The sequence below is a fragment of the Bradyrhizobium sp. SZCCT0231 genome, assembly GCF_018130245.1.
Taxonomy (GTDB): Bacteria; Pseudomonadota; Alphaproteobacteria; order Rhizobiales; family Xanthobacteraceae; genus Bradyrhizobium; species Bradyrhizobium japonicum_F.
In genome coordinates this window covers 19,183-45,322 of the sequence record NZ_JAFCKP010000011.1, presented here as the reverse complement: position 1 = coordinate 45,322, position 26,140 = coordinate 19,183, and the positions used below count along the sequence as shown (strand labels likewise).

Sequence of the window (26,140 nt, the reverse complement as noted above, 5' to 3'; positions counted from 1 at the left end):
TGACGTCCTGCCAACGACTTCTGGCACCAAGCGGCTGCGCGGTGGGAGTAACAAGTGTGGCGGGATTGACATGGAGTCGCTGATCACCGCCGCCGCGCGCGCGCTCGAAGCCGGTGATCCGCTCGGTGCCTTGAACCGCGTTGCGCTGCGCAATGATGCGCCGTCGCTGGCACTGCGCGGCATCGCGATGGCGCAGCTCGGCGATCTCGCCAAAGCCAAGTCGCTGCTGCGCACTGCCGCGCGCGCCTTCGGTCCGCGCGAGGCGGTGGCACGCGCAAGGTGCATCGTCGCCGAAGCCGAGATTGCGCTGGTCTCGCGCGATTTGAACTGGCCGGTGAAGACGCTCGCGGCGGCACGCGCGACGCTCGAAAAGCACGGCGATCTCGCCAATGCCGCCCATGCCGGTCACATCGAGGCGCGCCGCCTGCTTCTGGTCGGGCGGCTTGACGAGGCAGAGCGCACGCTGGCTGAAGTCCGTCCCACGCCGCTCCCGCCCGCCTCCCAAGTCGTCCGCGAGCTCGTGGTCGCCGGCATCGCCATCAGGCGGCTCAGAACGACGGATGCGCGCACGGCCCTCAGCCGCGCGGCTCACGCGGCGCGCCTTGCGAAAATCCCGGCGCTCGCGGCCGAGGTCGACAGCGCGAAACTGATCCTCGACACGCCGGCAGCGCGCCTGATCGCGCGCGGCAGCGAACATCCGTTGTTGCTCGGAGAGGTCGAACGACTGGCGACCTCGACAGCGCTCGTCGTGGACACCTTCCATCATGTGGTGCGCAGGCAAGGTGTCGCGGTGTCGCTCGGAACGCGCCCCGTGCTGTTCGCGCTCGCGCGTCTGCTGGCGCAGGCATGGCCCGCGGATGTCCTGCGAGAGACGCTGATATCGGGCGCGTTTCAAGCGAGGCACGCCGACGAATCGCACCGCGCGCGCTTGCGCGTCGAGATCGGACGGCTCCGCACCATGCTCGAGCCTCTCGCCGACATCAGCGCGACGAAGCAGGGCTTCGTGCTGGCGCCGCGGAAGACGCGCGACGTCCTCGTGCTGGCACGGCCCGTCGAGGAGAAGCACGCCGCTGTCCTCGCCTTTCTCGCCGACGGCGAGCCATGGTCGAGCTCGGCGCTCGCACTTGCGCTTGCGATCAGCCCGCGCACCGTGCAGCGCGCCCTCGAAGAGCTGGCGCGATCGGGCAAGGTGCAGTCCTTCGGACACGGACGGGCGTGCCGCTGGATGACGCCGCCCGTTCCGGGTTTCCCGACAGGCTTGTTACTCCCCACGCCGCTCCTGAAGACGTAGGATGCGCGCAAGCATCAAGGATCGAGCACATGAAACGTTCAGCCGCCGAGATCGTCACGGAGTATGGGCCCTTTCCAGGCGTCGAGGCCGTGCACGGCGTCACCTATGACGGCAAGCATGTCTGGTTCGCATCCGGCGACAAGTTGAACGCCGTCGATCCGGCCGACGGCAGGATCGCGCGCTCCATCGACGTCGCCGCGCATGCGGGAACGGCGTTCGACGGAAGGCACCTGTTCCAGATCGCCGAGGATCGCATCCAGAAAATCGATGCGGCCTCGGGCAAGGTGCTCGGCACCATTCCGGCGCCCGGCGGCGGCGGCGATTCCGGCCTTGCCTGGGCCGAGGGCTCGCTCTGGGTCGGGCAATATCGCGAGCGCAAGATCCATCAGGTCGATCCCGAAACGGGAAGAGTTCTGCGCACCATCGAGAGCAAGCGTTTCGTGACCGGGGTGACCTGGGTCGACGGCGAGCTCTGGCATGGCACCTGGGAGGGCGAGGAGAGCGATTTGCGGCGGATCGACCCCGAAACCGGCAACGTGATCGAGCAACTCGACATGCCCGCCGGGACGATCGTGTCAGGCTTGGAGTCCGACGGCGGCGATAGCTTCTTCTGCGGCGGCGGTGGTAGCGGCAATGTGAGAGCAGTCCGCCGACCTCGGCGCAGCTAGCCGCGTCGTGATGATTTGAATGCGCGGCGGCGGCGCATTCGCGGCCGTTAACCTGTTCGCCCCAATTCCACCCCACCGGTGCGCTCTAGCGCCCTCCTCGCCCGCCCTGTAGAATCCCCGCTGGGGCGGCTTGGGGGATTGATGGGACTTACGTGGAATTTGAAGACCATCCTGATCGGCGTCGCAGTGCTCGCGGCGTCGTTCTTCATCAGCCTGAAGGCGATGGACCTGCTGTCGCCGCGCGCGACGAATTCGGCGACGCCGGTCGTCGCGCAACTGCCACCGCTGCCGCCGGCCTCGAAGAGCTCGATCGTGGTCGCACCGGTCGCCATCGCGCTGTCGGCGATCCGCGAGCAGGCCGAGAAGGCCGCGCCGCGCAATTTCGCCGGCAAGGCCGACAACCCGATCTCGCAGATCCTGGAGAACGCCGATATCGGCTGGTCCGCCGTGCGCGGGCCGATGGCAGCCAGCGGCGACAAGGACGTGCTGACGATCTCGACGCCGCTCAGCGGCAAGCTGAACGTGACCGGCTCGCTGTCGTCGAAAGCCACAGGCGCGCTTGGCGACGCGCTCGGCGGCGTGCTCGGTGGCGACGCGGCAAAACGGATCGGCGCGGTCAACATCAAGAACCTGAACGCCAGCGCCGAGATCAGGGGCAACGTGGTCGTCACCTCGCGCCCGAAGCTTGCCGCCGCCTGGCATCTGGAGCCCAATCTCGGCGCCCAGGTCAATCTCGGCGACACCAACCTCAACGTCGCCGGCGCGAAGGTCAACGTGCCGGCGCAGGTGAAGCCGCTGATCGACAAGACCGTCGGCGAGCAGATCAACGCCGTCTCCGAGCGCATCCGCAACGATCCATCGCTGCGGGAGAACGCGAAAGCGCAATGGGTCAAGGCCTGCCGCTCGATCCCGCTGCAAGGTTCGGGTTCCTCGGCCGCGCTGCCGCCGCTCTGGCTCGAGATGAAGCCGGTGCGCGCGATCGCGGCGCAGCCGCGCGTCGATGCGCAGGCCGTGACGCTGCTGCTCGGCCTCGAGGCCGAGACACGCGTGACCTCGGCGCCGACCAAGCCGGACTGTCCGTTCCCCGACAAGATCTCGATCGTGCCGCCGACCGGCACCGGCGTGAACATCGGCGTGCCGATCGACGTGCCCTTCACCGAGATCAACAAGCTGATCGCAGCGCAGATGGTCGGCCGCACCTATCCCGAGGACGGCTCCGGCCCGGTCGACGTCACCGTCAAGAGCGCCAACGTGATCCCCTCGGGTGACCGGCTGCTGATCTCGCTTTTGGTGCGCGCCAAGGAGAAGAAGAGCTGGTTCGGGCTCGGCGCCGAGGCGACTGTGCACATCTGGGGCCGGCCGATGCTCGACCAGGCGCGGCAGACGCTGCGGCTCGCCGACATCCAGCTCGCGGTCGAGTCCGAAGCGGCCTTCGGCCTCTTGGGAGCGGCGGCGCGCGCGGTCGTGCCGCAGATGCAGCAGGCGCTGCTGCAGAAGGCAACGATCGACCTGAAGCCGATCGCCGCCAACGCCCGCGAGAAGATCGCGGCCGCAATCGCCGACTACCAGAAGAGCGAGGACGGCCTCAAGGTCGAGGCCAAGATCGACAGCCTGACGCTCGCCGACATCGCCTTCGATTCCAAGACCCTGCGCGTGGTTGCCGAAGCCGGCGGCTCGCTGAATGTATATGTGAGCAAGCTCTCGGGGATGTAGCGCGCCCCCACTGACCGACCACTCGCCGGGGCCCGCACGCCTCTTCGTCGCTTGCGCCGCTGGCATTCTCGCCGCAGGATGCTAATCTCGCACGGCATTGTAGGGGACAACGCGAGGACAACATGGAAGCCGGCATGGTCACAGCCGCGCCGGCGCTGGTGCGTTTTTCCGGCATTCAGAAGACCTATGATGGCGAGCATCTCGTGGTGAAGAACCTCGATCTCGACATCAGGAAGGGCGAGTTCATCACCCTGCTCGGCCCGTCGGGCTCGGGCAAGACGACGACGCTGATGATGCTGGCCGGTTTCGAGGTGCCGACCCTTGGCGAGATCTATCTCGCGGACCGCCCGATCAAGAACGTGCCGCCGCACAAGCGCGACATCGGCATGGTGTTCCAGAACTACGCGCTGTTTCCGCACCTGACGATCGCGGAAAACATCGCCTTCCCGCTATCGGTTCGCAAGTCGAGCAAGGCGGAAACGCAGGAGCGCGTGAGGGCGGCGCTGCGCATGATCAAGATGGAAACTCTTGCGCACCGGCGGCCCGGACAATTGTCCGGCGGTCAGCAGCAGCGCGTGGCGCTGGCCCGCGCGCTGGTCTTCAATCCGCAGCTCGTGCTGATGGACGAGCCCTTGGGCGCGCTGGACAAGCGTCTGCGGGAGCAGATGCAGCTGGAGATCAAGCAACTGCACGAGGCGATGGGCATCACGATCGTCTACGTCACTCACGATCAGAGTGAAGCGCTCACCATGTCGGACCGCATCGCCGTGTTCAACGACGGCATCGTGCAGCAGATCGACCGGCCCGACGCGCTGTATGAGCATCCGGTGAACAGCTTCGTCGCCCACTTCATCGGCGAGAACAATGTGCTCGCCGGCACCGTGGAAACCGTCGAAAGGGACTATTGCCGCGTCGCGCTGGCCGGCGGCGGCACCGTGACCGCACGGGCGGTCAACGTGTCAGGCGCGGGCGCATCGACCTCCCTGTCGGTGCGGCCGGAGCGTGTCGCGATTGTTCCGGATGGCAGCGCCAGCGAAGGACCGAACCGGCTGCCGGCAAAAGTGCAGAACACCATCTATCTCGGCGACCACGCGCTGGCCGTGCTCGATGTCGCCGGCAACGGCGAATTCATGGTCAAGCTTCAATCGGGAGCGCATGAGAGCCTGAAACATGGCAGCCTAAGACCTGGCGAAACCGTATTCATCACCTTCCGCCCCGAGGACTGCCTCGCCCTCGATCCCGTCTGATCTACCGGCAGCGGAGCTGAAACAATCAATGTCGACGCAACTCACATGAAGAAGGAACGAAGACCATGCTGAAGCGCAAGATTGCTCTTGGTTTCGCCGCGGCGTTCAGCGCCAGCGCCGCGCTGGCCACGGTCGCAGAGGCGCGTGACCTCACCGTCGTATCATGGGGCGGCGCGTATCAGGATGCGCAGAAGAAGGTTTACTTCGAGCCGTTCAAGAAAGCGTCCGGCGCTGCGATGAACGACGAATCCTGGGACGGCGGCGTCGGCGTGTTGCGCGCCAAGGTGCAGGGAGGTGCCTCCACCTGGGACGTCGTCCAGGTCGAGAGCGACGAGCTCGCGGTCGGCTGCGAGGAAGGCCTGTTCGAGAAGCTGGACTATTCCAAGATCGGCGGCGAGGCCGCCTATATCCCGCCGTCGGTCAATCCTTGCGGCGTCGGCGCCATCCTCTACGATTTCGTGCTCGGCTACGACAAGGACAAGCTGAAGGAGGCCCCGAAAGGCTGGGCCGACTTCTTCGACACCAAGAAGATTCCGGGCAAGCGCGCCCTGCGTCAGGGCCCGAAGACCACGCTGGAGATCGCCCTCATGGCCGACGGCGTCGCACCGAAGGACGTCTACAAGGTGCTGGCGACCGACGAAGGCGTCGAGCGCGCCTTCAAGAAGCTCGACACCATCAAGGGCGACATCGTCTGGTGGAAGGCCGGCGCGCAGCCGCCGCAATTGCTCGCCTCCGGCGAGGTGGCGATGACCTCGGTCTACAATGGCCGCATCGACACCGCGAACAAGAACGAAAAGAAGAACTTCGGCATGGTGTGGGACGGCGCGCTCTTCACCCTCGACAGCTGGGTCATCCTGAAGGGCAGCCCGAACAAGGACGCGGCCTACAAGTTCCTGGACTTCGTCGGCAAGGCGGAGAACCAGTCGAAACTGTCGGAGAACATCGCCTATGGCACTTCGAACAAGGACGCCGCCGGCCGGCTCGCGCCCGCCGTTCTGAAGGACCTTCCGACAGCGCCTGACAACATCAAGAACGCGGTCGAGATCAACGTCGGCTTCTGGCTCGAGAACATCGACCGCCTGACCGAGCGCTTCAACAAATGGGCCGCGAAATAGCAACCAATGGTGAACGCGCTCTTGACCGGCGCCAATGCGTCGACCGAGGTGCCGCTCAAACGCCGATTGAGGCGTGCGGAGCGGACACGCCAGGTCAAGGCATTGGTGCTGGTCCTGCCGCTTCTCGTCTTCCTGCTCTTCACTTTCGCTGGCCCCATTGCCGGCATGCTGTGGCGCTCGGTCGAGGACAGGGAGGTGCGCCAGGTCCTGCCGCAAACAGTCGCTGCTCTCGCCAGCTGGGACGGCACGGACCTGCCGGATGAAAACGCCTATGCGGCGCTGGCAAGCGACATCCTGGCGGCGCGCGCCGCCGGCACCATTGCGATTGCAGCCAAGCGGCTCAACTACGCACTCAACGGTTTTCGCACGATCCTGACCAGCACAGCCCGCAATCTGAAGGCGGTGCCGGAACGAGGGACGGCCAGGGAGACGCTGGGCAAGATCAATCCGGCCTGGCGCGAACGCACGACCTGGACGACGATCAAGGACGCTAGCGGCCCGGTGACCGGTTTCTACCTGCTGGCGGCGCTCGACCTTGTCAGGAACGCGGACGGCACGATCGTCGCGGCCCCGCCGGATCAGGCCATCTACCGCGACATTTTCGCCCGCACCTTCCTCATCAGCATCAGTGTCACGGCACTCTGCCTGATCCTCGGCTTCCCGGTCGCTTACCTCTTGGCGACGCTGCCGCCGGCCCGGTCGAACCTGCTGATGATCTTCGTGCTGCTGCCGTTCTGGACGTCGCTTCTGGTCCGCACTTGCGCCTGGATCGTCCTGCTGCAGAGCAAGGGCGTCGTGAACGACAGCCTGCACTGGCTTGGCATCATCGACGAGCCGCTCCGCCTGATCTACAATCGCTTCGGTGTCTGCGTGGCCATGACCCACGTTCTGCTGCCGTTCATGATCCTGCCGCTCTACAGCAGCATGAAGGCAATCTCGCCTGCCTACATGCGTGCCGCCGCCTCGCTCGGTGCGCCGCCCCTCGCCGCCTTCCTGCGCATCTACCTGCCGCAGACCCTGCCCGGCATCGGCGCCGGAAGCCTGCTCGTCTTCATCCTGGCGCTCGGCTATTACATCACACCGGCACTGGTCGGCGGCGCCGCCGACCAGATGATCAGCTACTTCATCGCGCTCTACACGACCGAGACCGCCAATTGGGGCCTTGCTTCGGCGCTGGGTGCGGTGCTGCTGCTGGCCACGCTTCTGCTCGCTCTCGTCTACGGCAAGCTGGTGCAGGGCCGGCAGGTCACGGGAGGGATGAAGAATTGAGCGACAATTCCTCCTTGCGCACGCCCAGCCAGCGCATCGCGTGGACCGCGACCATCGCCATCTCCACACTGGTGTTCATCTTCCTGATCGCGCCAATCCTTGCGATCATGCCGCTGTCCTTCAGTTCTAGCTCGTACCTGACCTATCCCCTGCCGGGCCTCTCCTTGCGCTGGTACGACGACTTCATCAATTCGCCGCGCTGGATGAATTCGCTGAAGAACAGCATGATCATCGGCGTCGCCTCGACCATTTTGTCGATGGTGCTTGGCACGCTGGCCGCGCTGGGGCTGGCACAGTGGAAGAGCCGGTTCAAACCGCTCGTGCTGGCTTTCGTGCTCTCGCCGGTCGTCGTGCCCGGTGTCATCACTGCGGTGGGCCTGTATTTCTTCTTCGCGCCGATCGGACTGACCGGCAGCTATCTCGGCCTGATCCTGGCCCACACCGCGCTGGCGACGCCCTTCGTGGTGATCACGGTCGGCGCGACGCTGCAGAGCTTCGACACCAATCTGGCACGCGCCGCCGCCTCGCTCGGCGCCTCGCCATTCTACGCATTCCGCCGCGTGATCCTGCCGCTGATCCTGCCCGGCCTCGCGTCAGGCGCGCTGTTCGCCTTCGCGACCAGTTTCGACGAGGTGGTGATCGTGCTGTTCATGGCAGGTCCCGAGCAGCGCACCCTGCCGCGCGAGATGTTCAGCGGCATCCGCGAGAACATCAGCCCGACCATCACGGCAGCGGCGGTGATTTTGACGACGGTCTCGGTCATCCTCCTCGCCACCCTGGAAGCCTTGCGCCGGCGCAACGAACGGCTCAAGGCGGGCGGCGCGTGACCGGCGGCGTTCTTCTTCCTTCTCCTCTCTTGTTCGCGAGGCGAAAGAAGAAGGACACGACGGCGCGCCCAGTGAAAACCGGGCGCGCTTCGTTTGGGCAGTTACGCGAGCCGCATTACTCCGCGTACTTGAACGCGGGCATGTTCTTCAGCTCGTCCTTGCTCGCGTTGAACACGGCGTGGTCCGGATACCATTTCGGCGCGGGCGGCGTCGCCGCGGTCTTGTCGGTTCCGGTCGCTGCGCCGGTCGTCGTGGTCGTGGCCGGCCGACCGGGCGGGCTGGTGGCCGCTGTGCCGCTGTAGGCGACGGGCTCGTTGACGAACTTCAGCTTCTCGTAGGGCACCGCAACCTGATGCTCGCCCATGCCGAGGAAGCCGCCGACGCCGATCACGGCGATCTTGATGGCGCCGCTCTTGTCCATCAAGAGGTCGTTGATCGAGCCGATGTTCTCGTTGGCCTCGTTATAGACCTTCACGCCCGACATTTTCGACGCGCGCCACTGGTCGGACGCGCTCGTCGTCGTGGCGGTGGCCGCGGTCGGCGCCTTGTCGGTGGTGGCGGTCGGCGCTTGCGCGAACGCTGCGGTCGCAAGCAGTGCTGTGCCGGCAAGGCCGGCAACGATCGATTTCATCATGTTGTCCTCTCCTTACGAAAACCTTGTGCGGAGAAAACAGCGCTGATCACGCGCAGTTCCGTGCGCGCCGCAATTTCGTCGCGCAATGCGCGAGCGGAGCATCCACAAGGCTTGTTCCTGCGTCACTCAGGAACATTTTGCGATGCACGGTTCCCCGCCGACGATCATACGCCCTGGGGTGAAGCACGACCGCGGCGAGGACCGCGCCGACCCGCGTCGCGCGAGGTCAGCTCTTGTAGTCGATCAGAAGCGCGGAGAAATTCGAGCTGCCTGATGAACTGCCGCTGGCGCCGTAGGACGACGCCGACGATTGCGACTGTTGCAGCGCCTGCAGGAACTGCTGGAGGATCTCGGCCGTGGTCTGGTCCGTCGAGCTGCTGCTCGTCGAGTCCGTCGTCGTCGAATCCGAAGAGTCGTCGTCCGGCGGCGGACCGGGCGGCGGGCCGCCTGCGCCACCCGGTCCACCCGCGAAGGCGGACTGAAACACGCTTTTCAGCTCCTCGGCCTGGTCGGAGGTCAGCGTCCCGTTCGACACCTCGTTCGAGATGAGGTCGTCGATCTTCGACTGCATCTCGTCCTTGGAGGGACGCGTGCCACTCGACTGGTCGCTCGACCGGCTTTGCTGGAGCGCCGTGTCGATATCCGTCAGCGCCGTCGAGAGCGCGGACTGGTCCGACGACGAGACCGTGCCTGCGGACACTTGCGATTGCAATTCCAGCTGAAGCCGCTGGAGCGGCGATTGATAGCTGCCGGCGGAGGCCGCCGAAATCGAGGTCATGATGGCTCCGTGGGTTCTTGCGGGGTTTCGTGGCGAACGGCGCCACGGTAAGGTTAACGGCCTTAATGGGATCTTGCCGCTCCGCCGCCTGTCATGTCCCGGTATTGCGACGGGGCTTCTGGAAACACTCTGAAACAAAAATCTTCGCCATTTGGCCTGAATCTCGGACAAACAAACCGCATGGCCATTCCCAATCCCAACATCCTGGTCGTCGAGGACGACCGCGAAACCCGGACGTTGATTGCGAAGTACCTGCGCAACAATGCCTGCAACGTCACCGCCGTGAGCGACGGCCGCGAGATGTCTCGCGCCATGGCCGATCACCGCGTCGACCTCATCATTCTCGATGTCATGCTGCCTGGCGAGGACGGCCTCAGCCTGTGCCGCAAGGTGCGCGCCGAATCGCAGACGCCGATCATCATGCTGACCGCGCGCGGCGAGGACGTCGATCGTATCGTCGGCCTCGAGATGGGCGCGGACGACTATCTGCCGAAGCCGTTCAATCCGCGCGAGCTGCTCGCCCGCATCAACGCGGTGCTGCGCCGCCAGGCCGCGGCGCAGGCGGCGAGCACGATCGCGGGCGCCTCCGCACTCGCCTTCGAAGGCTGGCGCATCGATCTGCGCCTGCGCGAATTGCGCAATCCCGAAGGCGCGCGCGTCGCGGTGACCAGCGCCGAGTTCGATCTGCTCAGGACGTTCTGCGAGCGGCCCGGCCGCGTGCTGTCGCGCGACAGCCTGCTCGACCTCACGCAGGGCCGCAACACCGGCTCGTTCGAGCGCTCCATCGACGTGCTGGTCAGCCGCATCCGCCGCAAGATCGAGCCCAATCCGGCCGATCCCACCCTCATCAAGACGGTGCGCTCCGGCGGCTATTTGTTCACGCCGAGAACGGAAGCAGCAAGCACTGAAGCGGTTGCGCGGCCCCTGAGCAGCTGAAGGGGATGCCGACGATGAAGCCGTTCGGGTTCCTCCACCTCAAGGGGATCAGTGGGCAGATTGCCGCGCTGGTGCTGGCGTCGACCGTCGCGCTCCATCTCGTCGTCACCGCCGCTTTCCTGATCAGCCGGCCGGACCGCCCGGATGGGCCACCGGACGGCGCCCGTCAATTGACCGATGCCGCCCTGCTGCTCGGCGCGGCCGAGCCCGGCGAGCGGCCGCGCCTCGTCACCGATCTTGCGCGCGCCTTCCCCGGCCTCGGCATCGAGATGCTGGCGCCCGGCACTGCGATCGTCGAGAAGAGCGACGGTCCGCACCTTTACGGGATGCGCCGTCATCTCGGCCGGGGCTTCAAGGCCGTGCAGCTTGCCTCGGACGGGAATACGCGCCGCGTCGGCGTGCAATTGCCCGACGGGACCGTGATCGCCGGCCATGTCGAAGGCGCCCCGCGGCCGTGGTTCTGGGGCGGGCCCTGGCTGACCGCGCTGATGAGCGCCTTCATCTGCGTCACCGTGCTTGGCCTGTGGGCGGCGCGTGCGCTGACGAGGCCGCTGTCGTCCTTCGCCAAGGCCGCCGAGAACTTCAGCCTCGACGGCACCGCCGAGCCGTTGCCCGAGCGCGGCCCGGAAGAGATCCGCTCGGTGGCGCGCGCGCTCAACCGCATGCACGAGCGGATCGCGCGGCTGATGTCGGATCGCACGCGGATGCTGGCCGCGATCAGCCACGATCTGCGCACGCCGATCACGCGGCTGCGCCTGCGCGCCGAGTTCATCGAGGACGAGGGCAACCGCAAGCGCATGCTGATCGATCTCGACCAGATGCGCGCGATGCTGGAATCGGTGCTGTCGCTCTTGCGCAACGACCGCAAGATCGAGGCGGTGACGCTGGTCGACATCGCCAGCACGCTCCAGCTCGTCGCCGACCAGTTCGGCGACATGGGCCATGTCGTGCATTATGACGGGCCGGTGTCCGCGACCGCCGTCGCGCGGCCCGACGATCTGCATCGCGGCGTCACCAACCTGGTCGAGAACGCGGTGCGCTTCGGCGCCGAGGTGACGATCCGCCTCGAGGTCTCGGACACCACGCTCGTCATCGACGTCGAGGACGACGGCCCCGGCATTTCGGATGCGCGCAAGCAGGAGATGCTGGAGCCGTTCGTGCGCGGCGACGACGCGCGCACCATGGACGAGTCCACCGGCTTCGGGCTCGGCCTCTCGATCGCGCACGCGATCGCACTCGCCCATGGCGGCGAGCTGTCGCTGCACGACCGCACGCCGCATGGCTTGATCGTGCGGATGCAATTGCCGGTCTCGCAGGCGCCGCGGCTGGCGGCTTAGCGCATGATCCGGAAAAGTGTGTAGCGGTTTTCCGAAGAGATCATGCGCCCTTAGGCCAGCAATTCAGGCGGCGAGCGGCGGATGCTCGATCGCGTGCTTATCGAAGATCGCGACCGCCTCGAAGCGGTAGCCGCAGGCCTGGCACTTCCAGAGATAGGAAACGCGGCCTTCGCCCGGCTCGATCCAGTCTGGGAACGGGATCGGTGTGCCACATTGTGCACAAGGGTTCTGCTTGGGAATGTCGTCGATGTCTGCTGGGGTCATGGACGTCCTCCCGAGTGCTGGTTTTGATCAGCGATTTTGGGCGAATGCGCGAACCGACAGACCCGCTGTCGCGTAAGGCGCTCCACCAGCTACAAACTTGACCCATGTTTAAGTCGTAAAAGCGACGGCCCGGCGAAAATCGCCGCTGGTGACATTTCGCCACATCATCGCCGTGTTCCCACGGCCTAACGCGCGAGGGTGCAGTCCGTTCTGCCGAGGAATATTCAATGAAAATTTTACGTATTGCCGTGCTCGCTGCGGCAGGGCTGATGATGACGCAGGCCGCATTCGCGGGCGAAGCCGAATACGCCGAGATGGTCGCAGCCCATGCCCGCGCCAACGGCGTGCCGGAGGCGCTGGTGCATCGCGTCATCATGCGCGAAAGCCGCTATCAGCCGCACCTCGTCGGCCGTGGCGGCACCATCGGGCTGATGCAGATCAAGCTCGCGACCGCCCGCGGGGTCGGCTACACCGGCGACGCCGCCGGCCTGCGCGATCCCAACACCAACCTCACTTGTGCGGTCAAGTACCTCGCCGGCGCCTATCGCGCCGCCAATGGCGACCACGCCCGAGCTGTGCGTTATTTCGCGGGCGGCTATTACTACGCTGCAAAGCGCCAGCGCCAGGAGGCCATGCAGGTCGCCAATGCTGGCGAGAGATGGCTGGAGCCGAACGGCAACCCGCAGCCGATGTTCGGCACGTCGCGTAAGAAGCTCGCCCAGCACGTGCGCAATGCGCGCGCACAGGCCCTGAAGTAGTTTTCGTGTCCCGGACAAGACGCAACGCCATAGCGCGTCGAAGACGCGCGTAAACGCGCTGATGGCGTTGCGTCGCAGAGCCGGGACCCAGCCCTCCGCAAACATGGGCCCCGGCTCTGCGAAGCATCACGCCGCACTGGACGATGCTTCGCATCGCCAGGGGCGCGCTGCATCGCGTCCGGGGCACGCTCGGGTTCCCGGCAACACGCGTTGACCACCCCGCCCCGCTGGCATACATTAGACCCGTTCCGAGGGGTGCTCCGAGGAGGAGCTGAGATACCGCTAAATGGGCAATTCGGCCCAGGACCGCGGTGACCCTTTGAACCTGATCCGGGTCATGCCGGCGAAGGGACAGGGATGTTGCAGACCACCAAGCGACCGGATTCACCGGTTTCCATCATCGGCGCAGGCATTGCGGGCGCATGGCAGGCCCTGCTGTTCGCACAGGCCGGTCACGCCGTGACCTTGCACGAGCGCGGTGACGAGGCGATGACGGATGCCACCAGCCATTGGGCCGGCGGCATGCTCGCGCCCTATTGCGAGGCCGAGGTCGCAGAACCCATCATCAGCCGCCTGGGGCTGCGCTCGCTCGACATTTGGCGGCGCGAGCTGCCCGACACGCCTTTCAACGGCTCGCTCGTCGTCGCCCATCCGCGCGAGCGCAACGATTTCGAACGCTTTGCGCGCATGACCGAGGATCACCGCCGGCTCGATGCCTCAGGCCTCGCCGAGCTCGAGCCCTCGCTGGAGGGCCGCTTCCGCGACGCGCTATTCTTCCCGGCCGAGGGCCATGTCGAGCCGCGCCGCGTGCTGCCGCAGCTGCACGAGCGCATCCGCGCCGCCGGCGGCACCATCAGGTTTTGCAGCGACGTCACCGCAAACGATCTCGCAAACCTGAATCCCGAGGGCATCGTGATCGACTGCCGGGGTCTCGGTGCCCGCGAGGAGCAACCTGAGCTTCGCGGCGTCAAGGGCGAGATGATCCTGATCGAAACCTGCGAGGTGCAGCTGGCGCGCCCGGTGCGGCTGATCCATCCGCGCTGGCCGCTCTACGTGATCCCGCGCGAGAACGGCCTGTTCATGCTGGGCGCGACCTCGATCGAGGCGGAGGACACCGGCGTCAGCGTGCGCTCGGCGTTGGAGCTCTTGGGCGCGGCCTATACGGTGCATCCGGCCTTCGGCGAGGCCCGCATCGTCGAATTCGGCTCGGGGCTTCGTCCCGCCTATCCCGACAATCTGCCGCGCATCGGCATTCGCGGTGGCAGGATCAGCGTCAACGGCCTCTACCGCCACGGCTTCCTGATCGCGCCTGTTCTCGCCGAGCTGACCCTTGCCTATGTCCAGCGCGGCCAGATCGACAACGAGGTGATGCAGTGCTTCTGATCGTCAACGGCGAGCAGCGCGAGGTGAGCGCGGCCAGCGTCGACGCGCTGCTCACCGAGCTCGACTATGAAGGCACCCATTTCGCCATCGCGCTCAATTACGACGTCGTGCCGAAAAGCCGCTGGGCCGAGACCGCGCTGAAGGCCGGCGACGAGATCGAGATCATCACGCCGCGGCAGGGAGGGTGAGGTGATGGCTGTCCATTTGTCGCGCTGGCGCACGCCCCACACTCCGCTGTCATCGCCCGGCTTGCCGCCTACGCTAAAGCTTCGGCGCGCCAGCACAGCGAAGCCTCGGCGAAGCCTTGGCGAAGCCGGGACCGGGCGATCCAGTACGCCGCAGCTTCACGGTTCCAGCCGCACTGCCGCGGCGTACTGGATCCCCGCCCCCCCGTGCGCAATTGCGCACTAGGCGGGGATGACACCGTCAATCGAGGAAACACCGACATGGTGACCTTCTACGGCAAGACCTTCGCCTCCCGCCTGCTGATCGGCAGCGCGCTCTATCCCTCGCCGGCGATCATGCAAGCGGCGATCCGCGCCTCCGGCTCCAACATCGTCACGGTGTCGCTGCGGCGCGAATCCGCCGGCGGCAAGACTGGCGATGCGTTCTGGAACCTGATCCGCGAGCTCGACGTCACCGTGCTGCCGAACACCGCCGGCTGCCGCACCGTGCGCGAGGCGGTGACGACGGCAAAGCTCGCACGCGAATTGTTCGGCACGAGCTGGATCAAGCTCGAAGTCATCGCCGACAACGACACGCTGCAGCCCGACGTCGTCGGCCTGGTCGAAGCCGCCGCCATCCTGATCAAGGACGGCTTTGAGGTGTTCCCCTATTGCACCGAGGACCTCTCGGTCGCCAACCGCCTGGTCGACGCCGGCTGCAAGGTGGTGATGCCGTGGGCCGCGCCGATCGGCAGCGCGAAAGGCATCACCAACCGCGATGCGCTGAAGCTGTTGCGCGAGCGGCTGCCCGACATCACGCTGGTGGTCGACGCCGGCATCGGGGCGCCCTCGCACGCCGCGCAGGCGCTCGAGCTCGGCTATGACGCCGTGCTGCTCAATACGGCCATTGCCAAGGCCGCCGATCCCGTCGCGATGGCCAACGCCTTCCGCCTCGGTATCGAAGCCGGGCGCACCGCTTACGAGGCCGGGCTGATGAACGCCCGCGACTTCGCCTCCCCCTCCACCCCTGTTGTTGGGACCCCGTTCTGGCATGCCGTATCCTGATCGCTTTTATCCCGTCGTCGACAGCCTCCAATGGGTCGAACGCCTGACCAAGCTCGGCGTCGGCACCATCCAGCTGCGCGCGAAAGAGCTCAACGACGCCGACGCGCTGCAGATCGTCACCGACGCGCTGGCGATCACTGAGGGTACGCAGGCCAAGCTCGTGGTGAACGACTATTGGCGCGCGGCGGTCGTCGCAGGTGCAAAATATCTGCATCTCGGCCAGGAGGATCTGGCAGAAGCCGATCTCAAGGCGATCCGCGAGGCCGGCCTTCTGCTCGGCATCTCCACCCATGACGACGACGAGCTTGCGACCGCGCTCGCGGCCAAACCCGACTACGTCGCGCTCGGCCCGATCTTCTTCACCACTTTGAAGTCGATGCGCTTCGAGCCGCAGGGCATTGCAAAGATCACCGAATGGAAGCAGCGCATCGGCACCATCCCGCTGGTCGCGATCGGCGGCATCAAGTTCGAGCACGCCGCGGAGATTTTTGCGGCCGGCGCGGATTCGATTGCCGTGGTTTCCGACGTCACCCAGAACGCCGACCCCGATGCCCGCGTGCGGCAGTGGCTCGGCCAATCCAAGGAGGCGGCGTGATGCAGGTCCCGCTCTCACCCCACACTCAACTGTCATCGCCCGGCTTGACCGGGCGATCCAGTACGCCGCGGCTTCACGGCTCCAGCCGCATCGCCTCGGAATACTGGATCCCCGCTTTCGCGGGGATGACAGCCGTAATCGACGCTCGCGCAGCGAAACCAACGAATTAAGGAGGATCCCATGAACATCCGCTCCAACCCCGATAAGACCGTCCCCGCCGTCACCACCGGCCCCCTTCCCTCCTCGCGCAAGATCTTCGCGACACCGGACGCCGCGCCCGACCTGCGCGTGCCCTTGCGCGAGATCATCCTCTCCGAAGGCGCCGGCGAGCCGAACCTGCCGGTCTACGACACCTCGGGCCCCTACACCGATCCGTCCGTCGCCATCGACGTCAACGCCGGCCTTGCCCGCAACCGCAAGCAATGGGTGCTGGAGCGCGGCGGCGTCGAGGAATATGAGGGCCGGCAGATCAAGCCGGAGGACAATGGCAGCGTCTCCACCGACAAGGCCGCGCGCGCCTTCTCGGCCTATCACAAGCCGCTGCGCGGCCTCGACGGCCACAAGATCACGCAGCTCGAATTCGCCCGCGCCGGCATCGTCACCAAGGAGATGATCTACGTCGCCGCGCGCGAGAACCTCGGTCGGAAGCAACAGCTCGAGCGTGCGGAGGCTGCGCTTTCCGACGGCGAAAGCTTCGGCGCCTCGGTGCCCGCCTTCATCACGCCGGAGTTCGTGCGCGACGAGATCGCGCGCGGCCGCGCCATCATCCCCTCCAACATCAACCACAGCGAGCTCGAGCCGATGATCATCGGCCGCAACTTCCTGACCAAGATCAACGCCAATATCGGCAACTCGGCGGTGACCTCGTCGGTCGAGGAAGAGGTCGAGAAGATGGTGTGGGCGATCCGCTGGGGTGCCGATACCGTGATGGACCTCTCGACGGGCCGCAACATCCACACCACGCGCGAATGGATCTTGCGCAACTCGCCGGTGCCGATCGGCACCGTGCCGATCTACCAGGCGCTGGAGAAGTGCAACGGCGATCCGGTGGCGCTGACCTGGGAGCTTTACAAGGACACGCTGATCGAGCAATGCGAGCAGGGCGTCGACTATTTCACCATCCACGCCGGCGTGCGCCTGCAATACATCCACCTCACCGCCAACCGCGTCACCGGCATCGTCAGCCGCGGCGGCTCGATCATGGCGAAGTGGTGCCTGGCGCATCACAAGGAAAGCTTCCTCTACACGCATTTCGACGAGATCTGCGACCTCATGCGCAAGTATGACGTCTCGTTCTCGCTCGGCGACGGCCTGCGCCCGGGCTCGATCGCGGACGCCAACGACCGCGCGCAGTTTGCGGAGCTGGAGACGCTCGGCGAATTGACGAAGATTGCGTGGGACAAGGGCTGCCAGGTCATGATCGAAGGCCCCGGCCATGTGCCGATGCACAAGATCAAGATCAACATGGACAAGCAGCTCAAGGAATGTGGCGAGGCGCCGTTCTACACGCTTGGACCGCTGACCACCGACATCGCGCCGGGCTACGACCACATCACCTCAGGCATTGGAGCAGCCATGATCGGCTGGTTCGGCTGCGCCATGCTCTGCTACGTCACGCCGAAGGAGCATCTCGGCCTGCCCGACCGCAACGACGTCAAGACCGGCGTCATCACCTACAAGATCGCCGCCCACGCCGCCGATCTCGCCAAGGGCCACCCCGCAGCCCAGCTGCGCGACGACGCCCTCTCCCGCGCGCGGTTCGAATTCCGCTGGACCGACCAGTTCAACCTCGGCCTCGATCCCGATACTGCGAAGAACTTCCACGACGAGACCCTGCCGAAGGAAGCCCACAAGGTCGCCCATTTCTGCTCGATGTGCGGCCCAAAATTCTGCTCGATGAAGATCACGCAGGACGTGCGGGACTACGCGGCGACGCTGAACGATCCGAACTCGGTGGGGATGTCGATGCAGGGCACAGCCGAGGACGGCATGGCCAGGATGAGCGCGAAGTTCAAGGAGATGGGGAGCAGCGTTTATCTGGATGCGGAGAAGGTGAAGGAGAGCAATCGGGTGTTGTGACTTGTTAACACCGTGAATAACTTCTCCCGAAGAGGCTGAACTATCGTTCAGCCTCTTTTCTTTTGACCGAGTTCGCCATTTGTTCTAGATAACAACATTCGTCTCGAGTCGAGGTCAGCGGGAGAAATCAGATGACCAAGGTTACAGGGCGTAAATTGAATCGGGAGCTGGGGCTTGGCGCGGCTCACGCGGTATATCACAAGGATGGATGTTGGTACGACCAACTCCAAGACTTTCCTGGAGTTCTCTTCGACAGGCACGGTTATGTCCGCTTCGAAGATAGAAATGCTTACGCAGCCTGCGGTCAACTTAGACATCCTGCGGGAGAGCGAGCGGATGGGCGACCGGGAACGTTGACTGTACCGGATGGTATCGCCGCTATTCCGAACTACATTCGGGACGTTCGCATCGATGCGTTTCACGCCTAACAAGCTCGGGAATCGGCGATGCGGGAACAAGACACAATTCATGAACGGACAATTTTTCTCTTGGGCCGAGATTTTCCAACGGCTCATACGAAGGGATTTAGAAGGGCGATCCAACGCCTCCAATGGGAGTGGGAGTGGGACGACTGGCATTCTGCGGAAGAGAATCTCACATGGAATGATTTCCTTCGCGAGGGTGAACCCTGGCGTGGCGGGATGATCCCTGACCTCTGGTTTATCGACGAAGAAGCAATGTCCGTTGTCTGCATAGAGGTTGAGGATACCAATCGGATCAACACAGCAAAGCTAAACGAATATATTCGGTTGTGGTGGCATCTCGACAATATGTACTGGGAGACACACCTGCTTTGTTCAGATCGATGGGGGAATTTAACTCCTGTACCGCTGTCGAATTACACTGCGATGGGCCTTGCGAACACGCAAACGCATCGGGCAGGTGCTGTGATTGAGGCCGAACTTAGCGCAAAGAAGACTGTCTTTGAGCTAACCACGATCTATGCCATCCGCGACAACGAGAAGCGCGCGAAGGCTCGGAAGCGATGGCTAAAGGCGAACCCAAATTTTGGCCTAACGACGAATCCACGGTTCAATAGAGGGTCATTTCTGAAACTAAGAGGAATCGCTACATCGACGATGGTGCAGCAAGCCTAGGCAACTCGTAGGGTGGGTTAGCCTTGCGGATGCGCGAAGCGCTGTCCGCAGGGCGTAACCCACCACTTCCGCTGCCGCGGAGATGAACGAGGTGGGTTACGCCAAGGGACTGCGCTTCGCGCAGCCCGGGGCTAACCCTACGAGACCTCCTGCTCGGGTTCGAAATTGGCTCTACCGACTCGCCAAGACGGGCGCCTCGACAAACTCACGCTGCGCGCCTATCCTGATGGCATGAACATCATTCGTCGCACGCTGGATATCGACGCCGAAACCGATGCGCGTTTGCGCGAGATGGCCGACGAGCGCGGGCAGGATGTCGCCGCCGTGCTCGCGGAGGCCGTGGCGCTGCTCGATTCCGTGGTCGATATCGGAGGCCCCGACATTGCCGAGGATCGCCAGCGGCTGGATGATTTCCGCAAGAGCGGCGCCGCCGTGCCGCTCAACGAGGTGAAGGACTGGGTTGCGAGCTGGGGGTCGGCGGAGGAGCTGCCGCGACCGGTGGCGCGCAGGATCGGATGATCCTGCTTTCGCCCGACGCCGTCGAGGACGTCGAGCGATTGCGCCTGTTTCTCGATCAGCACAGCCCGGCTGCCGCGCAACGCGCGCTCGCGTCGATCTGGCGGGCGATCGAACGGTTGGAGGAGTTTCCCAATCTGGGCATGCGGACCGAAGATGCCGAGCTTCGCCAGATCGTGGTTCGCTTTGGCGCGTCCGGCTACATCGTGCGGTATGCCGTCTTGGCGGAAGCGCAAGACATCCTGATCACGCGAATATGGCACGGCCGCGAAGCCCGCAAGACGGACGAGTAAGCGTAGCCACGGACGATTCACTTGGATGCAACGCACCGCCTCCCCGACCAGCTCCGTCCCAACCTCCGCCTCGTCTTCGTCGGCACCGCCGCCTCGACGCGTTCGGCCGAGCTCGGGCACTACTACGCCCATCCCGGCAACCGGTTCTGGCGTGCGATCCATGAGGCCGGCATCACGCCGCGACGCTATCAGCCGGGCGAGTTCGCATCGCTGATCGAGCTCGGGATCGGCTTCACCGATCTCTGCAAGACGGGCGCCGGGATGGATCACCAGATCGCGGCGGAGACGATCGACGTGCCGGGCTTCCGGGCGAAGATGGACAAGTACCGGCCGCGGACGATTGCGTTCACGAGCAAGAAGGCGGCGAGCTTGTTTTACGGCAGGCCGTCAGCTGCGATTGCGCTGGGGCGGCAGGCGCGTGATGAAAGCTGGCCGGAGACATTCGTGCTGCCCTCGCCGTCCGGGGCTGCGTCGGGGCATTGGACGCTGGAGCCGTGGCGCGAGCTTGCGGCGTGGATCGCTGCGTAGGGTGGGTTAGACGCGCGGCGGCGCAAAGCGCCGGCCGCGCGGCGCAACCCACCGCTTCTGCCGCCGCGGACGCTCAAGAGGTGGGTTACGCCAAGGGACTGCGCTTCGCGCAGCCCGGGGCTAACCACCCTACGAGATCTTCGTTCAACGAACGATATTGGTGATGGAGCGGGCGATGGCCTGGACGTCGATCTCGGCCGATGGCCCTCCTTCGACAGTGATGGCTTTGAAGTTTTTCAGCTGATCCGGCACATCCGCCCCCGATCGCAGGATCGGAATGATTGGCCTGTCCGATTTCTGCGCCAGCCGCAATTCATAGCCCGTGAAGCTGTTTGACAGCGCTGCGGAATCGGCGTTTGGAAGCAGGAACACGGTCGCATCGCACAGCGGGATCTTTTCCGAAATCCAGTCCCGGAAATTGACACCTGAGGGAATGTCGACGTCGACGGCGACGTCGACATGATTGCGCTTCAATTCCTTTGCGACCGCGCCAGCCAGCCGGGCGTCCGAACTGGTGTAAGAAAGGAAAACCAACGGCGGGCGTTCGCCGGGCTCGATCCCAAGCGGCGCGACGTCGCCGGTCCCGGCCGCAGCCATCTCCTCCTTTGTCGGCGCCGACGGGCCGAGACGCAGCCAGTGACTCAGCGCGAGGTTCTGCCCGTTGTTCATGCGGACGTCTGCCTGAATCCGAAATTCACCCCAGCCACTTCTGACCAGGCGAAAGTTACTCGTGCGATCCGTCACGCGCACCTCGGGCGACGAAAACGTCGGGTGAAGTTTCCAGACCACCTCCTCGACGGCGGCAATCTCCTCTGGGGATCCTTCGAGCCAGACCGACCACCCCCAGTATGAGGGTTCGATTTGTTCGGAAAGCTGGGCAATCTTGAGGGTTGTCATCACACGCTCGCCAGCTCAACGTGAACCCACTGCGGAGACTCGAGCGAACACCACTTTGGATTGGCTCCCTCGAGAAGCTGCACCTCAATGGAGTGATCCGGCTTGACGCCCGGCACGACAAGAAACACGCCGCCCGGCTTTCGCGCCGCCCGCCCATCGAGCCAGGGACTCGGTGCCACTGCGTTCGGAGCGACCAGCCTGTACTGGCACCGTGCATTGCCGCTGGCTGCAAAGACGGCCGCCTCCTTCGGCACAAGCCTGATCTCGAGAGCCCGCCCCGCTTCCGCCCTCCAGTAACCAATCGTTTCGGAGAGACGAAGAAGTGCTTCTGAGGGCGCAGCTCGATCGAGTCTGATATGCTCATTCTGCGCATACGGCCCCTTCAATCGGACCCCGTCTTCGATGATTGCAATGGCTAACTGATTCCTGGCCCGTGCAGATACATATTCGCCGGACACCCATTCGGTCGGCAGCCAATAGCTTTGCCCCTCCGCCTGCACCTGCATCTCTCGCGTCATCAACGCGACCAAGGCGTCGCATTGTCGGATGCGGTCCTGGACTTCCGGGGTCAGATCTTGCCCGCCAAGAATTTCTCCGCTGACAGACACAAGACCGTGGCTACGGATGATCCGGTCAATATCCCTGACCAGTTGCTCGTTGCGATCTCGAAACGAGAAGGCGACAAAAATCTTGTTCACGTCAAATCCCTGCACTGACCGACGGGGAGAGACAAAATTATTCCACTACTTAAACGCGATCAGAATGTTCGGATTCCGATCCACCGTCAAGGCCGTTATCTCGCGAACCGGGCGGCAGGCAATTGTCGCTGCGACGCATCGGATTGCGCGAGCGAGGCCAAGTTCGCCAAACGCGGCGGAGCAGGTCCGTAAGGTGGGTTACGCCTTGCGCCGTCTCGTGTTGAGCGACCGCATATGCGTGCGCAATTGCGCGCTAGGCCGGGACGACACTGTGGGTTTGGCGCGCGGTCTTGCTCGGATGCACAGCCTCGTAGCGTGGGCAAAGGCGCGTCAGCGCCGTGCCCACGACTTCTCCGTCAGTCCCGGCAATGCGTGGGCACGGCGCGAAGAGCGCCTTTGCCCACTCTACGGCGCCGTCGCCTCAGCCCGCATACGCCTTGTCCAGCTCCGCGATCACGATCTTCCGCATCCCCATCATCGCCTGCATCACGCGGTTCGCCCTGGTGCGGTCGGGGTCGCCGAGATAGCGGCCAAGCGCCGTCGGGATCACCTGCCAGGACAGGCCGAACTTGTCCTTGAGCCAGCCGCACCGCGATTCCTCGCCCCCGTCGGCGGTCAGCGCTTTCCAGAAATAGTCGACCTCGCCTTGCGTCTCGACGCTGATGAAGAACGACACCGCCTCGTTGAAGCGGTATTGCGGCCCGCCATTGAGCGCGTGGAAGCGCTGGCCTTCGAGCTCGAACACCGCCATGAAGTCGCTGACGGTTTCGACCTTGGCATTGGGAAACACCGATTTGTAGAAGGCGACGGCCGCCGGGACGTTGTTATCGAACCAGAGAAACGGCGTGATGGACGTCATGAATGGGGCTCCTTTCGGCCCGGGCGGCGCGCGGGTACTTCAAGGACGCGGGCGGGAGGGGCGTTCCGACAAGGTCGGCCGGTTTTTTTTGCCCGGCGCAAGTGTAGCGCGGAAAACGCGATAGCCTGTCGGCCCCCCGCCCGGTCGTTCGTCCTCTGGACGCAACGCCGACCACCCCGGAGCCCAAGCGATATCCGGGGAGACTGCTCCCGCATGTCGCTTTCGCTCATGCGGACCTACGAGGCTACCATTGCGTCCGCGACGGTGCCCCGGCACTCTAGGCTCCACCAACAGAGGAGCCCGCCCATGCTGACCCTCTACTCTTACCCAAAACTGTTCGGCGCCGCCGACAACAACGGCTACGGCCTCAAGGTCTACGCCTTCCTCAAGCTCGCCGGCGTGCCGTTCGTGCACGAGCACGTCTTCGACGCTTCCGCTGCGCCGCGCGGGCAGCTGCCTTACATCGTCGACGACGGCGAGACCATCGGCGACAGCGAGACCATCATCGCGCATGCGATCGCGAAATATCGCCTCACGATCGATGCCGGCCTGTCACCGGAGCAGCGCCGCACCGACCATCTCGTCACGCGCATGCTGGACGACCTCTACTGGGTGATGTCGTATTCGCGCTGGAAGGACGAGCGCTTCTATCCGGCATTCCGCGACGCCTTCATCGCGCAGCACCCACAGATCGACGCGCAAGGGTTCGAGAAGGCCAAGGCCTACAACGCGCAGCGCTATCACTATCAGGGCATCGGCCGCTACACGCCCGAGCAGGCCTATGCACGGGGGCTCGCCGACTTGCAGGTGCTGGCGGAAATCGTGCCGGCGCAAGGCTTCGTGCATGGCGCAGCGCCGACGAGCTGTGACGCCGGCATCTACGGCTTCATCGCCAACATTTATTTCTTTCCGATCCCGACCCCATTGAAGGCCTTCGTCGATGCGCACGCCAACCTCGTCGCGCATTGCGAGCGGATGCATGCGATGGTGAGCGCGAAGTCCGCAGTCTCGTAGGGTGGGCAAAGCGAAAGCGTGCCCACCAGCGCCGTCACCGCGGCCACAGACCTCATCCTGAGGAGGCTGCGAAGCAGCCGTCTCGAAGGATGGCCGCCGGCAACCGCCGAGAGATGGTGGGCACGGCGCTTGCGCGCCTTTGCCCACCCTACGGCATCGTCTTCTACCGCATCGTGATCGCAAGCCCGCTGAGATCCGCATTCGCCATCAATCCGACCTGCGTGCCGGTCAGCTCCAGCACCGCGCCCTTCTGGTTGGTCAGCACGATGGCGCGGGCGCCGGCACCGACGGCGAGGCCCGCGCCGGCGGCGCCGTAGACGCCGGCGACATCGGAAGGCCGGTTGATGTTGGAGACGCGGCCGCGCAGCACGGTCTTGGAGCCGCCGAACACGAGGCCGTAGTCGAGGCCGCCGGTGGAGAGCCCGTAAGTGCGGCCGCGGAAGTTCAGCACGCCCGAGCCGCCCGAGCCGCCGATGATCCAGCCCGCCTTGTAGATCGTCAGCGTCACGAAGCCGCTGTCGGCCTGCGCCGCCGTCGAGAGGCCGGCCAGGGCGGCAATGGCGACGCACGCGGCACGGAAGGTGGATGCGATCTTCATGGGTGTCTCCGGGGGCTATTTTTCAAGGGTGGAATCGAATCAGACGCTGCGAATTTATCCGATCGATCGCGGCGGCAACATGATGGGGTGGGCGTGATGCGTGAGGTGTACCAGCACATTCAACTGTCATCGCCCGGTTTAACCGGGCGATCCAGTACGCCGAGACGGTTGTGATTGAGCCGAGAAGCCGCGGCGTACTGGATGCCCCGGTCGAGCCGTGGCATGACAGCGGAGCTTGGGGCCACAGCACGGACCAACTTCCAGAATGCCATTCTGCCCCTGTTTTGCCCGACGGAGCAAGCGGATATTTCGCTCTTCCCGAATTCGAGAAGGCCCAATGATCTCCGCACGATCGCTACTGTGCATGGGGTTGTTTTCGCACTTTTGGTTTTGCGCGGCCCTCGCCTGCCGCTACGCTCATGCGTCCGCGACCGCACCCGAGGTGATCCCATGCCGATCCAGCATTTCGCGCCCCCGCCGCACGTCAAGGCGCCGCCGCTGTCCTTTGCGACGCGCGTCGGCGACCTCCTGTTCATCTCCGGCATTCCCGGCTTCGATGCCAATGGCGCGCTGCCCGACGGCTTCGATGCGCAGTTCGCCAACGTCGTCGTCAACATCAAGCGCGTGCTGGGCGAGGCCGGCGCCGGCATGCACGATCTCGTCAAGGTCAACGTGCTCTTGACCCGCGCCTCTGATGTCGCCGCCATGAACGCGCTCTATGCCGGCGCCTTCGGCCCGCCGCCCTACCCGGCGCGCACCACGTGTGTGGTGCACGCGCTGCCCGACCCGAAGATGCTGATCGAGATCGAGGCGGTCGCGTCGCTGGCCAAGTGAACGGTTCGCTGCGTGTGGCTTGCCGGGCACGCGGCCGAACCAAATGCGTGGGGAGCAGCTGACATGTCCGTGAACGGCGGCTCCCCGGCTTGCAAAGGACCCGCTTTTACCGCACGAATTTTCAGATCCTGCTTCCCCCATAAGGAGATACTTCATGCGTCGCGTTCTCGCGCTCTGTGCCGTTGCCGGCATCGCTAGTTCCGTGTTCGCCGTGCCCGCATCCGCGAAGGCCGGCTATTACGTGATCCGCTGGGACAACACCGGCATCTGCCAGGTCTGGAACGAGGACCTGCAGTACAAGCCGTTCCAGTGGGGGGTGTCGACCTACAAGGTCGTCAGCAAGCCGCTCCCGACCTTCCAGGAGGCATCGGACGTCCAGATCAAGATGCGCGCCGACCGCCGCTGCACGCTCTGAGCTCTAGAGCATGATCCGGAAAAGTGTGTAGCGGTTTTCCCTCGCGACAAACGCGGAACGCGTTTGCGCGGAGATCATGCTCGAACAATAACCTAAGGCGCGATGACGATTCATCCTAGTCTCATCGCGCCTTAGGCGAGAGGTCGCGTCTGAAGGGCGGGTCGCGCGAGCGATCCGCCCTCGTCTTTTCGTGCCCGCCTTGTTTGAACCTGATCGGCGCAAGCAGCTACTCACATCTTGTCCGGGGCGCATCCCCCAAAGCGTCCCG

Annotated in this window: 29 protein-coding genes and 1 riboswitch; of the genes, 22 read left to right on the top strand and 7 right to left on the bottom strand. The window is 64.7% G+C overall.

Translation table 11 applies throughout. From position 1 onward, the window contains the following. Window positions 1-70 precede the first annotated feature (70 nt). From JQ566_RS23120 to JQ566_RS23090, 7 genes are all read left to right on the top strand, one after another. Window positions 71-1,291: a helix-turn-helix domain-containing protein gene (locus tag JQ566_RS23120; protein WP_212376002.1), complete on the top strand. Its 1,221-nt coding sequence runs from the start codon at window positions 71-73 to the stop codon at window positions 1,289-1,291. A 29-nt stretch (window positions 1,292-1,320) separates the two neighbouring features. Then, window positions 1,321-1,959 (top strand): Vgb family protein, encoded by a 639-nt coding sequence (locus JQ566_RS23115; protein ID WP_212375999.1) that lies wholly within the window; start codon window positions 1,321-1,323, stop codon window positions 1,957-1,959. A gap of 141 nt (window positions 1,960-2,100) precedes the next feature. After that, a complete protein-coding gene (locus tag JQ566_RS23110; RefSeq protein ID WP_212375996.1) occupies window positions 2,101-3,672 on the top strand; it encodes a DUF4403 family protein in 1,572 nt (523 codons plus the stop codon). 122 nt (window positions 3,673-3,794) lie between these two features. Continuing rightward, the gene (locus JQ566_RS23105; protein ID WP_212375993.1) at window positions 3,795-4,919 is read left to right on the top strand and encodes an ABC transporter ATP-binding protein; all 1,125 of its coding nucleotides are present in this window, start codon (window positions 3,795-3,797) and stop codon (window positions 4,917-4,919) included. Between the two features lie 65 nt (window positions 4,920-4,984). Beyond that, window positions 4,985-6,034, top strand: coding sequence for an ABC transporter substrate-binding protein (locus JQ566_RS23100; protein WP_212375990.1), 1,050 nt, complete (start codon window positions 4,985-4,987; stop codon window positions 6,032-6,034). Window positions 6,035-6,040: 6 nt separating this feature from the next. Beyond that, window positions 6,041-7,303 carry an ABC transporter permease gene (locus tag JQ566_RS23095; RefSeq protein ID WP_212375988.1) on the top strand — a complete coding sequence of 421 codons (1,263 nt, stop codon included), beginning with the start codon at window positions 6,041-6,043 and terminating at the stop codon, window positions 7,301-7,303. Continuing rightward, complete coding sequence (locus tag JQ566_RS23090) at window positions 7,300-8,130, top strand: ABC transporter permease (RefSeq protein WP_212375985.1); 831 nt, start codon at window positions 7,300-7,302, stop codon at window positions 8,128-8,130. The genes JQ566_RS23095 and JQ566_RS23090 overlap by 4 nt, the downstream gene beginning before the upstream one ends. Window positions 8,131-8,245: 115 nt before the next feature. Here JQ566_RS23090 and JQ566_RS23085 read toward each other — a convergent pair whose 3' ends face one another. Together JQ566_RS23085 and JQ566_RS23080 are read right to left on the bottom strand one after the other, a co-directional pair. Continuing rightward, window positions 8,246-8,764: a PRC-barrel domain-containing protein gene (locus JQ566_RS23085; RefSeq protein ID WP_212375982.1), complete on the bottom strand. Its 519-nt coding sequence runs from the start codon at window positions 8,762-8,764 to the stop codon at window positions 8,246-8,248. Between the two features lie 226 nt (window positions 8,765-8,990). Further along, window positions 8,991-9,542, bottom strand: coding sequence for a hypothetical protein (locus JQ566_RS23080; protein ID WP_212375979.1), 552 nt, complete (start codon window positions 9,540-9,542; stop codon window positions 8,991-8,993). Between the two features lie 180 nt (window positions 9,543-9,722). Between JQ566_RS23080 and JQ566_RS23075 the strand changes: the two genes are divergently transcribed. Beyond that, the gene (locus JQ566_RS23075) at window positions 9,723-10,478 is read left to right on the top strand and encodes a response regulator (RefSeq protein ID WP_212375976.1); all 756 of its coding nucleotides are present in this window, start codon (window positions 9,723-9,725) and stop codon (window positions 10,476-10,478) included. Window positions 10,479-10,492: 14 nt separating this feature from the next. Continuing rightward, window positions 10,493-11,815, top strand: a complete 1,323-nt coding sequence (locus JQ566_RS23070) for an ATP-binding protein (RefSeq protein ID WP_212375973.1) — start codon at window positions 10,493-10,495, stop codon at window positions 11,813-11,815. A gap of 63 nt (window positions 11,816-11,878) precedes the next feature. Here JQ566_RS23070 and JQ566_RS23065 read toward each other — a convergent pair whose 3' ends face one another. Then, on the bottom strand, window positions 11,879-12,079 hold the full coding sequence (locus tag JQ566_RS23065; RefSeq protein WP_212375970.1) for a hypothetical protein: 201 nt from the start codon (window positions 12,077-12,079) through the stop codon (window positions 11,879-11,881). A 227-nt stretch (window positions 12,080-12,306) separates the two neighbouring features. On the opposite strand from JQ566_RS23065, the gene JQ566_RS23060 reads away from it, so the two are divergent. The 10 genes from JQ566_RS23060 (at window position 12,307) to JQ566_RS23015 (ending at window position 20,557) form a co-directional block, all read left to right on the top strand. Further along, window positions 12,307-12,837 carry a lytic transglycosylase domain-containing protein gene (locus tag JQ566_RS23060; RefSeq protein ID WP_212375968.1) on the top strand — a complete coding sequence of 177 codons (531 nt, stop codon included), beginning with the start codon at window positions 12,307-12,309 and terminating at the stop codon, window positions 12,835-12,837. A gap of 241 nt (window positions 12,838-13,078) precedes the next feature. Further along, window positions 13,079-13,207, top strand: a riboswitch (TPP riboswitch). Next, window positions 13,195-14,220, top strand: a complete 1,026-nt coding sequence (locus tag JQ566_RS23055; protein ID WP_212375965.1) for an FAD-dependent oxidoreductase — start codon at window positions 13,195-13,197, stop codon at window positions 14,218-14,220. It overlaps the preceding riboswitch by 13 nt. Further along, window positions 14,211-14,408: a sulfur carrier protein ThiS gene (gene thiS, locus JQ566_RS23050; RefSeq protein WP_212375962.1), complete on the top strand. Its 198-nt coding sequence runs from the start codon at window positions 14,211-14,213 to the stop codon at window positions 14,406-14,408. Before JQ566_RS23055 ends, thiS begins: the two co-directional genes overlap by 10 nt. 258 nt (window positions 14,409-14,666) lie before the next feature. Then, the gene (locus tag JQ566_RS23045; RefSeq protein WP_212375959.1) at window positions 14,667-15,449 is read left to right on the top strand and encodes a thiazole synthase; all 783 of its coding nucleotides are present in this window, start codon (window positions 14,667-14,669) and stop codon (window positions 15,447-15,449) included. Then, window positions 15,436-16,044: a thiamine phosphate synthase gene (locus tag JQ566_RS23040; protein ID WP_212375957.1), complete on the top strand. Its 609-nt coding sequence runs from the start codon at window positions 15,436-15,438 to the stop codon at window positions 16,042-16,044. The genes JQ566_RS23045 and JQ566_RS23040 overlap by 14 nt, the downstream gene beginning before the upstream one ends. 180 nt (window positions 16,045-16,224) lie before the next feature. After that, on the top strand, window positions 16,225-18,123 hold the full coding sequence (gene thiC / locus JQ566_RS23035) for a phosphomethylpyrimidine synthase ThiC (RefSeq protein ID WP_212375954.1): 1,899 nt from the start codon (window positions 16,225-16,227) through the stop codon (window positions 18,121-18,123). A gap of 446 nt (window positions 18,124-18,569) precedes the next feature. Continuing rightward, window positions 18,570-19,220 carry a hypothetical protein gene (locus JQ566_RS23030; protein WP_212375951.1) on the top strand — a complete coding sequence of 217 codons (651 nt, stop codon included), beginning with the start codon at window positions 18,570-18,572 and terminating at the stop codon, window positions 19,218-19,220. A 231-nt stretch (window positions 19,221-19,451) separates the two neighbouring features. Then, window positions 19,452-19,739 carry a hypothetical protein gene (locus tag JQ566_RS23025; RefSeq protein ID WP_212375948.1) on the top strand — a complete coding sequence of 96 codons (288 nt, stop codon included), beginning with the start codon at window positions 19,452-19,454 and terminating at the stop codon, window positions 19,737-19,739. After that, entirely contained in the window at window positions 19,736-20,029 is a 294-nt protein-coding gene (locus tag JQ566_RS23020) for a type II toxin-antitoxin system RelE/ParE family toxin (RefSeq protein ID WP_212375944.1), read from the top strand. Before JQ566_RS23025 ends, JQ566_RS23020 begins: the two co-directional genes overlap by 4 nt. Before the next feature lie 21 nt (window positions 20,030-20,050). After that, entirely contained in the window at window positions 20,051-20,557 is a 507-nt protein-coding gene (locus JQ566_RS23015) for a mismatch-specific DNA-glycosylase (protein WP_212375941.1), read from the top strand. A 144-nt stretch (window positions 20,558-20,701) separates the two neighbouring features. On the opposite strand, the gene JQ566_RS23010 is transcribed toward JQ566_RS23015, so the two are convergent. The 3 genes from JQ566_RS23010 to JQ566_RS23000 form a co-directional block, all read right to left on the bottom strand. Next, entirely contained in the window at window positions 20,702-21,454 is a 753-nt protein-coding gene (locus tag JQ566_RS23010) for a pYEATS domain-containing protein (RefSeq protein WP_212375938.1), read from the bottom strand. Next, a complete protein-coding gene (locus JQ566_RS23005) occupies window positions 21,454-22,152 on the bottom strand; it encodes a hypothetical protein (protein ID WP_212375935.1) in 699 nt (232 codons plus the stop codon). The genes JQ566_RS23010 and JQ566_RS23005 overlap by 1 nt, the downstream gene beginning before the upstream one ends. Window positions 22,153-22,573: 421 nt before the next feature. Next, the gene (locus tag JQ566_RS23000; protein WP_212375932.1) at window positions 22,574-23,011 is read right to left on the bottom strand and encodes a VOC family protein; all 438 of its coding nucleotides are present in this window, start codon (window positions 23,009-23,011) and stop codon (window positions 22,574-22,576) included. Window positions 23,012-23,317: 306 nt separating this feature from the next. Here JQ566_RS23000 and JQ566_RS22995 point away from each other — a divergent pair, with 306 nt between their 5' ends. Then, complete coding sequence (locus JQ566_RS22995) at window positions 23,318-24,025, top strand: glutathione S-transferase family protein (protein ID WP_212375929.1); 708 nt, start codon at window positions 23,318-23,320, stop codon at window positions 24,023-24,025. A 163-nt stretch (window positions 24,026-24,188) separates the two neighbouring features. Here the strand turns inward: JQ566_RS22995 and JQ566_RS22990 are convergent, their stop codons facing one another. After that, window positions 24,189-24,623: a hypothetical protein gene (locus tag JQ566_RS22990; protein WP_212375926.1), complete on the bottom strand. Its 435-nt coding sequence runs from the start codon at window positions 24,621-24,623 to the stop codon at window positions 24,189-24,191. A 450-nt stretch (window positions 24,624-25,073) separates the two neighbouring features. On the opposite strand from JQ566_RS22990, the gene JQ566_RS22985 reads away from it, so the two are divergent. After that, a complete protein-coding gene (locus JQ566_RS22985) occupies window positions 25,074-25,457 on the top strand; it encodes a RidA family protein (protein ID WP_212375923.1) in 384 nt (127 codons plus the stop codon). Window positions 25,458-25,611: 154 nt separating this feature from the next. Further along, window positions 25,612-25,872, top strand: coding sequence for a hypothetical protein (locus JQ566_RS22980; protein ID WP_212375921.1), 261 nt, complete (start codon window positions 25,612-25,614; stop codon window positions 25,870-25,872). Window positions 25,873-26,140: the final 268 nt, after the last annotated feature.